Below are 14148 nucleotides of genomic sequence, written 5' to 3' on the forward strand. Positions count from 1 at the left end.
TAAAGCATATCCGAAAGTTCGGCTATAGCCTTCAATGCAGCCTCACCTATCGTGACGCTGGTACACAATGCGCGTGTTGCCGCGATCGCCCATGTCGCTGACCGTAATGATTCCGCAACGCCGATATCCCGATTCCTCAAAGACGTGCTGCATCGCCTTGTTGTCCGGGTGGGTGTCGCAGCGTACGTTTTTGTATGCCGCCGCCGCCCATTGCATGCACGCTCCCCCGCTATGACCTTTCAGCCCAGATGAAGCAAGGCGGTGCATGGTGGCGTATTCGTCGTCGTCCAGCCAAGCGCCTTCGGTCAGGTGCGCATAGGTCGGCTCCACACCAAGAAACATCGCGAAATAGGCGAGTATACGTTCGGCGCCGCCCTCACCTTCGGCATCGACCAGCAGCATGCCGTTGCCGCCGCGAATATCCTCGTGGATCAGTTCGGCGGGAGGCCAGCTTTTGCCCCACTGGTTGGGGTTACCGGTGCGTCGCATCAGTTCGCGGGCCCGCTCGAAGATAGCCATGATTACATCGAAATCAGCTTCGCTAGCCCGACGCACGCGCATGGAACCGGTCAGAATTCCTGCCGTTTCCGCAGTTGCTTCCGTGAGATCGCTCCCAGTATGCCTCTTGTGTTCTTCAGCCATTCCGTACCCCTTTTCAATAACTGATTATCATACTGACAGTCAACAAACAGTGGCGTGCATCAAATTGTTACGAACCAAGAAGGCCGTCAACTGGCAGTTTGTGCTGAATGGAATACGCACGAAGAAGACCGATCGCGCAATTTTCGAGACGCTTGGAAAGCGCAGTCTTCATCCGGTTTGTTCATCACAAACCAAACGATATGGTTGTACATCGTTAAGTCCACTAGAAACATGTACGAACCGTCCCATGCTCTCGCCCTGCCTGCCCTGAACAACAAATACCGGGTTTCCAGAGCAACAGATTTATGGAACAGCGGCAGAACAGAATGACGATATATGCAAGAAAGCGGCATCGACGCCAATCGCCGGATACCGCTTTCGATTGTGTTTCGATTTCAATCCGCCTTCGCTCAGCGGATGTCGGAATCAGACCACCTTGCGCACGTAAGGATCGGAGCTGATGCCCTCGTCGAGGATCTTCTTGCACCATTCCTTGGCGGTGAACAGGCTGTGGTCGCGGTAGTTGCCGCAGCTCTTGATGTCCGTGGCCGGCACGTCGTCCCAAGTCGCCTTGTAGGCAATGAACTCGAGGGATTCCTTGAGCGCCTTGGCGACGTCCTCGGTGCTGTGCTCGCCCCAGGTCAGCAGATGGAAGCCGGTACGGCAGCCGAACGGTGAGCAGTCGATGTAGCCCGGGATGCGCTCGCGCAGCAGCACCGCGATGGTGTGCTCGATGGTGTGCAGGCCGCCGGTCGGGATGGCGTTCTCGTTGGGCTGCACCAGGCGCAGGTCGTAATTGGAGATGACGTCGCCCTTCTCGCCGGTCTCGGTGTCGATAAAGCGCACATACGGCGCCTTCACCTTGGTGTGATCGAGCTTAAAGCTCTCCGGTTCCGGCTTGTTTTCGTCTGCCATGTTGGTTCCTTTCAATAGGTACGGATTACCTTTACCTTAATGCGTCGTCGCTATATTTCTCTTTCGCTTCAGTGTTTCCTATTACGCGAGTTTTATCAGATCCCTTACTTCACACTCCCGCAAAAAACAACACGGCAAGCAGCAGCTGGAGCTGATGATTGTAGAATTTCAATCCACACCCCGTGAAGGGGCGACCCGGAAAAGGACCGCGACGGCATCACCTACCGCAAATTTCAATCCACGCCCCCCGTGGAGGGGCGACCCGAACCGCTCAAAGACCCTGAGACTGGCGAGATTTCAATCCTCGCCCCCAGTAGGGGCGACCTCGGTCTGACCGCCACGCCCGCGTGGGCCGACATATTTCAATCCACGCCCCCGTGGAGGGGCGACGGCTGCAGGCCGCGACCATGCGCCTCCGGCCGGAATTTCAATCCACGCCCCCGTGGAGGGGCGACTCATTATTTGGGGTGATTTGACGTGATTTACGATATTTCAATCCACGCCCCCGTGGAGGGGCGACACTGTACCTGGCCACGCCGGTGTTCAGCGTGCAATTTCAATCCACGCCCCCGTGGAGGGGCGACCTCGACGAGGCGAAGCTCTGCTACCAGCACGGCATTTCAATCCACGCCCCCGTGGAGGGGCGACGTTCTGACGTTCCATCTTGTAGGCGCACATCTGCTGATTTCAATCCACGCCCCCCCCGTGGAGGGGCGACATGCCACGCCTTTGTTGAGGTCGCGTGGGTTTAGTATTTCAATCCACGCCCCCGTGGAGGGGCGACCGGAGGATTTCGACCTGTTTCCATGAGCCTGACACATTTCAATCCACGCCCCCGTGGAGGGGCGACGACGCTGACCGGATACCCTTTCTCGTTCGACGCATTTCAATCCACGCCCCCCGTGGAGGGGCGACTTCGTACCGTAGTCGTTACCGTAATCGACTTGCTATTTCAATCCACGCCCCCCGTGGAGGGGCGACCCGACCCAATAAGCCAGGTAAGCATCAAAGGAAGATTTCAATCCACGCCCCCGTGGAGGGGCGACAAGCGGGCGACTTCGGGTACACCGGCGACGATTGATTTCAATCCACGCCCCCCGTGGAGGGGCGACCGAAGCGTTCGCCGAACGGCGTGTCCTGTACGTTATTTCAATCCACGCCCCCCGTGGAGGGGCGACTCGTGACCATCGTCGCGGCCTTGTGCCGCTTCCTATTTCAATCCACGCCCCCGTGGAGGGGCGACGATGGTGGCGATCATACGTGCTGGCATTTCGCGGATTTCAATCCACGCCCCCCGTGGAGGGGCGACCTTACCTGACGTTACTTGACCGAGCTTTTCTGGACATTTCAATCCACGCCCCCCGTGGAGGGGCGACAACTGTTCCATCTGATAGTAAACGACACTTACGCATTTCAATCCACGCCCCCCGTGGAGGGGCGACCCGTGCGATGGTTCGTCTGCGTGACGGTTCGATATTTCAATCCACGCCCCCCGTGGAGGGGCGACTTCAGAACTGTTGCAGTCCGACAATTCGATCCTATTTCAATCCACGCCCCCCGTGGAGGGGCGACTCAAGAACGCCATCCGCTGGAACATCAGCAAGCTCATTTCAATCCACGCCCCCCGTGGAGGGGCGACCATTACCAGTCGGCACACCATCGGTCGTCTGATATTTCAATCCACGCCCCCCGTGGAGGGGCGACACGATAACGTGTATCCGTATGTCAAGACCATCAGTATTTCAATCCACGCCCCCCGTGGAGGGGCGACTCCGGCCCACGTTCGCCTACCATGACCATTCCGATTTCAATCCACGCCCCCCCGTGGAGGGGCGACATTATAGCTTAGAACATGCCGAGATAGGCGCCGAAATTTCAATCCACGCCCCCCGTGGAGGGGCGACATGGTTTCGCTCCTTTAAAGGTCAGCGCTCTTTTATTTCAATCCACGCCCCCCGTGGAGGGGCGACGAGTCACTTCAAGCGATGTCCAAGGATTGATCGAATTTCAATCCACGCCCCCCCCGTGGAGGGGCGACAATCTCGGCACGGACGAAAGCAGGTAGAAATGGATTTCAATCCACGCCCCCCGTGGAGGGGCGACGCCCAACGGAAGAAGACGTGTCATCGGAGCGTTATTTCAATCCACGCCCCCCGTGGAGGGGCGACCACCGTCCTCATGGCTCGACAACGAGCAATGGCTTATTTCAATCCACGCCCCCCGTGGAGGGGCGACACCGCCGCCGACACCACCGGAAGGATTGTTTAAATATTTCAATCCACGCCCCCCGTGGAGGGGCGACCGCCTTGAGGGCCGTGTCCAGCATGGGCGTTTGAATTTCAATCCACGCCCCCCGTGGAGGGGCGACCTTGTGCAAGTACCCAGTGGTGTTGGTGGCGAAATTTCAATCCACGCCCCCCGTGGAGGGGCGACGTTATCAGCCAAACGGACTGATAGAACGGGATAATTTCAATCCACGCCCCCCGTGGAGGGGCGACATGGACACAACCGAACTCGTAGAGGCCATGCGTATTTCAATCCACGCCCCCCGTGGAGGGGCGACGCGCCTTGAGGGCCGTGTCCAGCATGGGCGTTTGAATTTCAATCCACGCCCCCCGTGGAGGGGCGACTCTTGAGGTCGAGCGGGCGCGACTGCGCATCCATATTTCAATCCACGCCCCCCGTGGAGGGGCGACCCCCTGATTTATCATCGTTGTGAGCGAGGTGATATTTCAATCCACGCCCCCCGTGGAGGGGCGACCCCCTGATTTATCATCGTTGTGAGCGAGGTGATATTTCAATCCACGCCCCCCGTGGAGGGGCGACTGTCCACCATATCGGCAGGGAGGCTCACAAACTTATTTCAATCCACGCCCCCCGTGGAGGGGCGACCTGGAATCGGTGGAAGTATTTATGTGACTTAGCATTTCAATCCACGCCCCCGTGGAGGGGCGACTCGTGCAGTATTTGGATACTTTGCATGCTCGTGATTTCAATCCACGCCCCCCGTGGAGGGGCGACCGTTTGCCTATGCTCCGTGTCTGCGATGTTCGGTATTTCAATCCACGCCCCCCGTGGAGGGGCGACGTCTAAAAACGCGGCCAAGGCCGTGGGGCTGAGTCAATTTCAATCCACGCCCCCCGTGGAGGGGCGACAAACACCTCGCCGCCAACAAGTAAGGGAGAACCCATTTCAATCCACGCCCCCCGTGGAGGGGCGACGAGCCCGATCCGTCATTATGCCTACAGGGGCCAGATTTCAATCCACGCCCCCCGTGGAGGGGCGACCGGCTGCCCTCGCATTGCACCGCACTTGCAAACTATTTCAATCCACGCCCCCCGTGGAGGGGCGACCACAGTGCCGTTGACGTTCGTGATCTTATCATTCAGATTTCAATCCACGCCCCCCGTGGAGGGGCGACTCAGCTTCTCCGCGTCCAATGTTCTCTTCGGAGTATTTCAATCCACGCCCCCCGTGGAGGGGCGACGACAGACTTCCCTTGGCAATAACAGCAGTACCTTTATTTCAATCCACGCCCCCCGTGGAGGGGCGACCTCGGCTCGGGTTTCCTTGATCTGGTCAAGCCGATTTCAATCCACGCCCCCCGTGGAGGGGCGACCAGGGACGCGCTCACCGGTGTCGGCAATGGCATGATTTCAATCCACGCCCCCCGTGGAGGGGCGACATTAAAGTTTTGCTTACGGCAAATGGTCTGAATCAATTTCAATCCACGCCCCCCGTGGAGGGGCGACAAGAATCCGCCCGTGACCGATTCAAACAAGGCTGATTTCAATCCACGCCCCCCGTGGAGGGGCGACCCGCAGGCCCCACGGGCGGGCGCACGGTGAGGGTATTTCAATCCACGCCCCCCGTGGAGGGGCGACAACGCACGTTATCGGTATTGGATGATTTGTCCACATTTCAATCCACGCCCCCCGTGGAGGGGCGACTGCAATTTTGGAATCAAAGATTCCAAAATGCGAACATCAGTATAGCAATTACCATACCTTGACGTTCAGCACGGTCATCTGAAAAGCCTTGGACAGCAATTTCCTGTCCAAATCACTCTTTAATTATCAGCCGACTACCAGAATCAACGTTCCAGAAAACGATAATCTGGAAATTCTTTCATAAAAAAGGTGCGAACCTACGGTAAAATACTGAGCTCTTCACTCTCGCACCACTCACACTACCTTATGTCGCAGCTTACAGTTTCAAAACCTCAAACTGCCGAAAATCGAAGCGACAGCAAAAGACTCAGACCATCATGATCCCATCCGACGGTAAATGCCTTTGTCGCCCGACCTGCTCGATCCGATTCGAATATTTCGCTCCCAGATTGTAAAATCTCAGGCTATCGCATTCGACATCAATAATCTTCACCAATTCATTCTTCAACACCAACAAGTCTGAGGGTGAGACCAGGCATTCAAAGACGCTGTTCTGCACACGCTGCCCGAATTTGACGCACGCCTTCGCAACAAGTCGCAGCCGTCTTCTGCCCTGCGGAGTCTCCGTATTCACATCGTAGGCAACAACCACCATCATCGCGAAGTCATCTCACTTCCACATCAACGGCGGGTAGGCATCCAGATCTCCCCGAAGCGTCCGTACGAGCAGCAGCGCTTGCACATACGGCACCAGTCCCCACGTCATTTTCTCGTTCAAAAAAGGATGTGTCAGTTCCTCCATCTTACGTTTCTGCCAAGCCGTAAGAACCACTTTGCGCCCTTTATCGTTCAGGAAGATTCCGCCATTTTCGCGTTCCTCGAAATCCGCAGGTTTGATCGCCCCGGTGTTCACCATGCTCAGCACGAACCGATCGGCTACCACCGGACGCAATTCCTCCATCAGATCCAGCGCCAGTGAAACCCTACCCGGCCGATCAACATGCATGAAACCGACATATGGGTCGAGCCCGACACCTTGCAACGCTGCGGTACAGTCACTAGTAAGCAACGTGTACACAAATGAAAGCAATGCGTTCAAACGATCCAAAGGCGGTCTTCGGCTTCTGACCTCAAAGAAGAAATCGTCTTTATTGCGTAGTATCAAATCGTCAAACGCAAAGAAATAATCCTTCGCGGCATTTCCTTCCAATCCTCGTAACTCATCGATACGGGAACATCCACCGATCTGGCCAAGTGCAGAGTGCAACGCCGCGCTCTGCCCGGCCAGCCGTTCCACATTCACCCTCATAGCATGGTCTCGTTTCGTCCGTTCGAGGACCCAACGGCAGTTGAACACCTTCCCAGCGATAAAGGATTTCGCTATCGGCAGGCTACGCTTTTCATCATCCGCAATCCGAAACTGTTGCCGGCGCAACAGCACATTTCGGTTCTTCTCCCCGAGAATCGAACAATAGTACCTGCCACGCGGAGAGAAAAACGAGACCGCGACTCCAAACTCGGCGCATTTGCCCATCAACGCCGGCGAAGCACCTTTGTAGCTGAAACAGAGAATCTGTTCAATCGAACGCAATGGTATGGACGCCAGCCGCTCATCCTTGTTCTGCACGACCACATTGTCGTCCTTCAACGAAAGGTATGCATCTTCAGAGAGAACAAATAACGTATTTAGCAATTGTCGCATGAACTATCTCGCCCTCACTTTCCACCAGCAGCATCGTCGCTTATGCATTGCTGAATATAGGCTTTTGCAGACTGCTTTCGGCCCAATTCCGGCAGACAAAGATTCCGCAACGAACAGGCATTGCACGACTTAGTGCGCCTAGCCTTGGGAGTATACCCACGTTGGTACATCTCGTGCATCTGGCAGGTCAGATTCACCACCTGATCGCGCAATGCGTCGTCAAGCTCCACCACCTCACGCCGTTTCGTCTCACGGTAGAACAACGCGCCCTCGGCAATGTCGCAGGCCAGCATCTCCTCCAGACACATTGCCTCGGCACACAGCTGCAACCTGTCCTCGTCTTTCGTCTTAGCGTGGCCATGTTTATACTCGACTGGATAGGGTTTCCACTTGCCTTCGCGGCCATGCAGTGCGACGCCGTCGTCATCCTTGTGGAATTCGACGACATCGCAGATTCCTGTTATACCGACCTTCCGAGAAAACACGCGTAGGCTTCGTAGGATAAGCAGATCACCACGAGTCTCGGAATTCCCATAATCGTCGACTCGCTGATGCTCAATCTGGCCTGCCGTAGTACGCTCGTTCTCCTGCCATAGTTGCTCAATATGGATCAACGCCCACTGACGCTTGCAGAAGGCATAATGCTGAATGCCCGAAAGGGCCAGCCAATCATCCTCGGGATAATCGGTTGACCCGTTCAGCAACTCACGGTAGCTCATTATGCTCACGGTCATGATGCGACGCCACCTATAGCAGGAATCACTCGGCACATGGCGTAATCACTGCCCATCGAGAATTTCATACTTTAGTCCTGAAATCTCGTCTGTGTTCACCTCGACCTTGACCTTATCGTTATTCGTATCCACTTTCACCGAACGATGCACCTTCGCCGAAGAGTATTGGCCAGCCTTGCAGTCATGGGTAAACCAGACGACCTTCAATACCTCCATCGAACCCGAGGGACGCGCCGAACTCTCGTCATTGACGAACAAAGTCAATAATGTCTTCTTGATTATTTCAGCATCTTCCTGGGAGAATCCGGTCTTTTCAGCAAGCTGAGGGCTGATGCTGCCCTTGGTCACGTAAACAGCCTTGCCCGAAATGCGGTACTTAGTGCCCATCGTGTCACTGGACTTCTTGCCATCATCCGTCGTTTCGCTATTCACTGATTTCGTGATCTGCACGCTATCGATGGCAACCGGCTCAGTAGAGAAAGCGGATTGAATCGACACCGGTCCACGGACCCCGATCGACACCCCCTCTGCCCCGGTATCCTTCTTTTTAAAGGCAAATACCTGGCCGAAAGCACGCACATCAAACCACTGCTGACAAACCTTATCGAAAACCACGTCTCTGTTCTTCTGATCCTCTTTCGGAAGACCCTTAAGGAAATTGCCCAGCCTCTCGGATAAAGATTTGGCGCCATCATCAGCACGTTCTTGCATGCGGACGAAGATATTCTCACCCTCGTCCTGTGCACGATTGCGCATCTTACGCTTGATGGCCACATCGGATATCTCGCCTAAACCATCAGCAGTGGTCCTTGGACGATTGCCGCCCAGTGGATCACCATTGGGATTGGCGTTTTCGACCCCCAAGACGACTACAAAATCAATCTTATTCTGCAAACTTTGCATTATTACTCCTTAATTGCTGTTGTTATTGCGTTATTGCTTATTCCATCACTCGGATTCATTCAGCGGTTTCTTCTGCAGCTTCCTACGCTCGTGCGAATATCCCAGCAGATACAACGGCTGCAATGGTCGGTTGTCTTCATATTCGCCATCCTTAAATAACGACATGACCTCGTCAATGTCATTCTGAAACCACTGACTACCCTTGAGCGACTTTATATAAGGAACAAGCTGATCCATGATGTTGCCCCACGTCGTGTAAGGTCTGGCGACGAAATTCGTCATAAGTTTCACTGCAGTCGTGGGCCTATCCGCCTTCTGTTTCCACAGCACGCCGCCCTCCAGATGATCCGCGAGCGCCAACAGTCGCCCATAAAGATAGTCCCTATCCTGACGTTGCTCATCCAATTCCACAGTTATTTCCTTCCCACTTTGTATATAGATTTTCTTCCAGATACTGCACACGACTTCAACGTCGTATCTCCATTTATTCTCCTTGTCGTAGCTGGTTGGACGGATGACGTTATTGAACGCCGCCTGCGCGAATTCACGCGGTAATGCCGAATTGCTGAACATCGATTGGATCAGTTGCTTCTGCACCTTGGTCTTCAAACGTGTATATGATGCGCCACTTCTTTCACCTGATCCATATACACAGTTGACGATGTCGAGATAGGAAGGAGCACCAAAATATTCCACCGGTCTCACGTGCTCAGACTCGTTTGTTTTGGCTTCCTGCGATGCAGACTCAAAGCGAATCAACGGCCACGTGGAATCCTCATGCCATTTTGCGATGCACTCCAGATAGTCTTTCTCAAGAAACTCCTGGTAGAACGTGAGACTTAGCCGACCCGAAGTCGCCGCATCAAAAATCGCGATGACGACCATCCGCGAATGGTCCCGCAACGTATCCGGCGAGCCGAATCCTCTGACTATCTGTCCAAACTTTCTGGCGTAATCGCTTCCGGTGTCCAGCCGTAGCTGACTGATACGTTCGGAATCGGTCAGATGCTCTTCAGCCGACTGCTCGACCTCATATGAGTTGCCAAATGGAAGTGTCACATCAGGCATACCGCCAACGGCCCAGATCGTTATCGCTTGCTTATCGGTCAATGTACCATTATTCCTAATCAGCCACTTTAAAGCGGCATGAACTTTTTGAGACGTAACCGAATCAATCCTGCTTGCTTCATCCACAGAGACAAAACGTCCATAAAACACGAAATTATGTTTACCCGCATCATTGGTTGAAATCAGTTTCGCGTTACCAGCTGTCCCAACGATATTCTTGGGATAATTCCCAGCCTGCCTATGGAAGTCGCCACCCAAGGCATCTTTCCCATCAGCCATCGTATCGTCGCTCTGCCGAGCTATCCACAATTCCCAAAGCCGTTTGTCTTCCCAGACGTTCTTCTCATCATCCTCCGGGATTCGTACCGAAAAGCGCACTCCGACCTTTTCCTCACCCTTGGGAAGCTTGACGAATCCATCTTCCTGAGATTCGTAGATATGCCGATCACACGCATCCTCGACAACGCTATGGCGACTCAAGTACTCATAGATCGCGTTGAGTTTGGGGTTATCGCCCTTCCAACTACTCAGTTGGCTCATATACGACTCAAACGCCTTCGGCTCCAAGGTGCTATCCACATATTTCAGTTGATCGCATAACGGATGAGGCTTCGGATCCATCCCAGACCGTCCCATCGACGCCTCAGTGCAAGGAGCGATAATCGTGACAACATCCTTGTCCCTGGTGATGCTGATGCAATTGCCCTGGGCATCAAGCGTGACGTGCAAATTCGTTGGAATCGTTGTATGGAACAAAGGCAGCAAGGTTTTTTTGATTTGTGGATTGCCCTCCTTGTCCAGTGGCGCAACACCGGTTTTGTCTTGAATGGATCCATAGGTTTGCAACAGATTCGACCAAAGACTCATGATGCCTGCCCCTCTGCTTCGGCAAGGTTCCGGCCAATTTCGAACTTCCGAATCGGCTGATTCCCTCGAATGATATGCGAGTCAAGATCCGAAGAATCCGGACGCGGAAATTCAATGACACCATCGCTCATCACCGGCCGCCAAAATTGCGCTGTGAAATCATGATCGGGATTTTCGTCTGGATAGATGAACGAATGGAACATGTATCCCATATCCATCTGGCCATATCCATCGTAGAAGCTCTCACCAGAACCAAATTCACACGGTTCCACGTAACCTTGACATTCACGGGTGCCGAGAAAGATGTCGCGTCTACCTCCAAGTTTTACGGCTCTTTTGGCGATGTTATGATGCTTGTTCTCGTTGCGATCGGCCGCAAGATCCTCGCGCTGCTCATTCCATTCAAAATGCGCAAGCACCTGATAGCGCACATTCTTCAGATAGGTGTAGTACGACAAGTCATTACCGCCTTTGTATTTGATGGGGCGGATACCTTTGCTCTCGGTCTGGATACGGTTCATGACGCGAACGGCATCTATTCTCCAAATCAGCGTCGGCTTCCAGTAGACGCTTTCGGTAATGCCTTTCAACGCCTGATAGGTAGGAACCTGATAGGAGAATTTTTCACCTCCCGTCCGTGTCGCGACCTCTGAGAACAAGGCATAGGGTCCAAATACCTCGAATTCTATGGAATTGCGATATCGCTTCATTCAGCACCTCGATTCTTTATCGACCATTAGCAATGGCATCTCTATGTCGAGCACTACGCCATACCCTTCTTTATAGTGATCTTTATTCAATTGCCACACATTGAAATCCTTATTGACAAGATCCAAAGCACCCTGCTTATCCAGCTTCTGAAACTCATAGTCAAAAAGCGATACCGAATAATCCTGTAGTTTCCGAAGGGCTTTGATTTGTTGCCGGATATCGCCATGACGCAACAAATCAATCCACTTATCACTGTCTTGGTAATAAACTACGACACTTTTGGTCATGTCGGGAATTACATGGAAATGGTCGCTGACTGTCTTGAACGACTGCGCCAGACAATGCGTATAGCTCTGATTATCCGCATGTTCGGAATACAATGCTCTCGCCGAACGATTGACCGACAGCAAATCATAAGCTGTCTTCTTGCCGGGCATAGGATAATCCATTCTGCCGCCCTTGCTACGTTCATGGAAATATTCTCGGTAGAACGCGTCAAGCATATCTTTGGATTGCAGGTCTGCCTTAGGATAATCATGCAGCAACCCCAGAGTAATCTCCTTCCCTATAGCTATGTCCTGAAGCTTGCTCAGTCCAGACTCGTTGGCGATTGGATAGACATAAACGTTCTTCGGGGTTTCCGACTCTCCACTACGATTGCAGCGTCCTGCAGCCTGCAGAATGCTATCCAACCCAGCCATCGCCCTCACTACGCAGGCAAAGGACACATCGACGCCGGCCTCGATAAGTTGAGTACTGATACAGATAACCGGCTTGCCCTTATAGGTTTCTCCCTTCCGGATGCAGTCGTTGACGGGATTTAAAAGGGTTTCCATCCTTTCAATTTGATCGCGTCGATGCCTGCCACACATCGACGTACTCAAATGAATAACTTCGCATTCTTGTGCCCGTTGGTCTTCCATCACGCGTTCGTAGATTCTTCGAGCTTCGGATTTCAGGTTGACGATAGCCAGACAGCTTCCATCTTCCAACGCCAATTGAAGAACACGGTCGGCCACTTCTTCAACGGATTTTTCATCAGCCGATGCCACGATATTCGTTCTACGCAACCGTTCTCGATAGCCTTCGGATTCGGAAATCAAATCCGGTTCCTTGGAAATCAATAGATTCTTTCGCTCAGTCGACTCGAGAGGAGGCTGTGTAGCAGTACACAACAGAATGGTGGAATTCAATATCTTCGCGAGGAAACTGACAACTTCATCGAACAAATGGATTGTATTGATTGGCAACGCCTGAATCTCATCGAAGACAATGACACTGTCCGCCATATTGTGGAACTTTCGCAAATCGGTACCGTGCGAAGACATCACCGTCTCCAAGAACTGCACCATGGTCGTCACGACAACCGGATTATCCCACCGCTGCGCTGCTTCTTGCCGTTTTTTCTCACGTTCATCGCGCTCCTGCTCGGACATCCCTTTTTGCTCGCCTTGATTGGCTGCGCTGGAATAGTGTTCCAATAACGTATCGTCATCGTCAGCCAGATCGAGGAACTTTCTCAGGTCCCGTGATGTCTGAGTGGTAATGGACAAATAGGGAATCACATAGATGATATGCGATTTGCCTGTTTGCTGCGCATGGTGAAGAGCGAAACGGAACGAGGCCAACGTCTTCCCGCCGCCAGTGGGCACGGAAAGACGATAGATTCCAGTTGGCCTTGCACTGGAGTCAAGACACTGCTGCGAGATTCGAGCCCTGATCTGATTGACTTTTGATGTATTGTCGAACCCGCCAAGATGCGACTCGAATCGTTCAATAAGGTCAGTCCAGTCAGGTTTACGACTTTGTTCCTTTTCGCCTTGGTTGAAGCACGCAGTGTCCAATCGATCGGCATCAATCAGTCGTGAGTAAATATACTTGGTATAGAGTCCCATGGCAAAATACAACGAGTTCTGACGATGGGCACCACCGTAACCATTACTCATTGCTGCGTCTATGAATGTCTTGGAATCGGTTGCTGCGACATTAAAGGAGCTCTCCAAATCCAAATCCAGTTTTCTAAGGTTTTGCTTGACCTCGTCAAAATGATAACGTTCATCCCGTTGCCGAGCATCAGTCATTGTGTCGAAGAAACAACTGCTCCCATCCGGACTTAGATAATCAGGCAAATCACCGTGATGCTTTGCGATCACTCCTTCGAGAATTTCCTGCGTCAGCATCTGGTACTGATCCTTGACGGGAAAATGAGCACTCACAAAAGCACCCTGCAACGCGTGGACGATATCACCTCTTTTAGCGTCGCCATGAATCAGATAGCTCTGGAAACACTCTGTCGCCTTTCCGACGTCATGTAGATATCCAGCTAAAAATGCGATATCTTCAAATCTATCTTCGAAATGCTTTGAAAATTGAGCAGTATTTGACAGATGCTCTTTCAACGTTTGCTTACGACTATGATCATCATTAATATGCGCGAGTAAAGCATCCATCTCGATCACCCCTTCGTAACCCCTTTACAAGCTAGAATAGCACGGTGAATTAATTTAATCACTCATCAGAAATATGCACAATTGGTACACCTTATCGACAATACACTTGTATACTCTGCATTCCCCTCAGCAACAATGCAGATTAAAAAATGTATGATTATCGTCATCGACTCCCTTGCCTCATAACGATCTATTTTTTCTCCATCCCTTTCAAATAATGGTTTGCTCCACGGCTTCATTGGTGTTTGCGGCGGAAAACTAGTAGA

General features: G+C 52.7%; 9 protein-coding genes and 3 CRISPR repeat arrays. All 9 genes read right to left on the reverse strand.

What is annotated here, in order from left to right; translation table 11 throughout:
- Positions 1–42: 42 nt before the first annotated feature.
- On the reverse strand, positions 43–561 hold the full coding sequence (locus OZX75_RS04025; RefSeq protein WP_525930273.1) for an N-acetyltransferase: 519 nt from the start codon (positions 559–561) through the stop codon (positions 43–45).
- 507 nt (positions 562–1068) lie between these two features.
- Positions 1069–1557 carry an S-ribosylhomocysteine lyase gene (locus OZX75_RS04030; protein ID WP_277147133.1) on the reverse strand — a complete coding sequence of 163 codons (489 nt, stop codon included), beginning with the start codon at positions 1555–1557 and terminating at the stop codon, positions 1069–1071.
- 1277 nt (positions 1558–2834) lie between these two features.
- Positions 2835–3329: direct repeats of the CRISPR family, unit length 32 nt; unit sequence ATTTCAATCCACGCCCCCCGTGGAGGGGCGAC.
- 299 nt (positions 3330–3628) lie between these two features.
- Positions 3629–4450: a CRISPR direct-repeat array (repeat unit 32 nt; unit sequence ATTTCAATCCACGCCCCCCGTGGAGGGGCGAC).
- Positions 4451–4546: 96 nt separating this feature from the next.
- Positions 4547–5507: a CRISPR direct-repeat array (repeat unit 32 nt; unit sequence ATTTCAATCCACGCCCCCCGTGGAGGGGCGAC).
- A gap of 307 nt (positions 5508–5814) precedes the next feature.
- On the reverse strand, positions 5815–6105 hold the full coding sequence (gene cas2 / locus OZX75_RS04035) for a CRISPR-associated endonuclease Cas2 (protein WP_277147135.1): 291 nt from the start codon (positions 6103–6105) through the stop codon (positions 5815–5817).
- A 12-nt stretch (positions 6106–6117) separates the two neighbouring features.
- Entirely contained in the window at positions 6118–7149 is a 1032-nt protein-coding gene (gene cas1c, locus OZX75_RS04040; RefSeq protein ID WP_348519490.1) for a type I-C CRISPR-associated endonuclease Cas1c, read from the reverse strand.
- A gap of 14 nt (positions 7150–7163) precedes the next feature.
- Positions 7164–7850 carry a CRISPR-associated protein Cas4 gene (gene cas4, locus OZX75_RS04045; protein WP_525930274.1) on the reverse strand — a complete coding sequence of 229 codons (687 nt, stop codon included), beginning with the start codon at positions 7848–7850 and terminating at the stop codon, positions 7164–7166.
- A gap of 78 nt (positions 7851–7928) precedes the next feature.
- Positions 7929–8786 (reverse strand): type I-C CRISPR-associated protein Cas7/Csd2, encoded by an 858-nt coding sequence (gene cas7c / locus OZX75_RS04050; protein WP_277147141.1) that lies wholly within the window; start codon positions 8784–8786, stop codon positions 7929–7931.
- Positions 8787–8831: 45 nt separating this feature from the next.
- Positions 8832–10721: a type I-C CRISPR-associated protein Cas8c/Csd1 gene (locus tag OZX75_RS04055; RefSeq protein ID WP_277147143.1), complete on the reverse strand. Its 1890-nt coding sequence runs from the start codon at positions 10719–10721 to the stop codon at positions 8832–8834.
- The gene (gene cas5c, locus OZX75_RS04060) at positions 10718–11431 is read right to left on the reverse strand and encodes a type I-C CRISPR-associated protein Cas5c (protein WP_277147145.1); all 714 of its coding nucleotides are present in this window, start codon (positions 11429–11431) and stop codon (positions 10718–10720) included. The genes OZX75_RS04055 and cas5c overlap by 4 nt, the downstream gene beginning before the upstream one ends.
- A complete protein-coding gene (cas3, locus tag OZX75_RS04065; RefSeq protein ID WP_277147391.1) occupies positions 11432–13882 on the reverse strand; it encodes a CRISPR-associated helicase Cas3' in 2451 nt (816 codons plus the stop codon).
- Positions 13883–14148 lie beyond the last annotated feature (266 nt).

The organism is Bifidobacterium sp. ESL0800, from assembly GCF_029395355.1.
In the GTDB taxonomy this organism is placed as follows: domain Bacteria; phylum Actinomycetota; class Actinomycetes; order Actinomycetales; family Bifidobacteriaceae; genus Bifidobacterium.

What these genes read in the sequence shown, in the direction of transcription:
- OZX75_RS04030 (WP_277147133.1), bottom strand. Translation starts at nt 1,557, where the DNA reads ATGGCAGACGAAAACAAGCCGGAACCGGAGAGCTTTAAGCTCGATCAC.
- cas5c (WP_277147145.1), bottom strand. Translation starts at nt 11,431, where the DNA reads ATGAAGCGATATCGCAATTCCATAGAATTCGAGGTATTTGGACCCTAT.
- OZX75_RS04055 (WP_277147143.1), bottom strand. Translation starts at nt 10,721, where the DNA reads ATGAGTCTTTGGTCGAATCTGTTGCAAACCTATGGATCCATTCAAGAC.
- cas3 (WP_277147391.1), bottom strand. Translation starts at nt 13,882, where the DNA reads ATGGATGCTTTACTCGCGCATATTAATGATGATCATAGTCGTAAGCAA.
- OZX75_RS04025 (WP_525930273.1), bottom strand. Translation starts at nt 561, where the DNA reads ATGCGCGTGCGTCGGGCTAGCGAAGCTGATTTCGATGTAATCATGGCT.
- cas7c (WP_277147141.1), bottom strand. Translation starts at nt 8,786, where the DNA reads ATGCAAAGTTTGCAGAATAAGATTGATTTTGTAGTCGTCTTGGGGGTC.
- cas2 (WP_277147135.1), bottom strand. Translation starts at nt 6,105, where the DNA reads ATGATGGTGGTTGTTGCCTACGATGTGAATACGGAGACTCCGCAGGGC.
- cas1c (WP_348519490.1), bottom strand. Translation starts at nt 7,149, where the DNA reads ATGCGACAATTGCTAAATACGTTATTTGTTCTCTCTGAAGATGCATAC.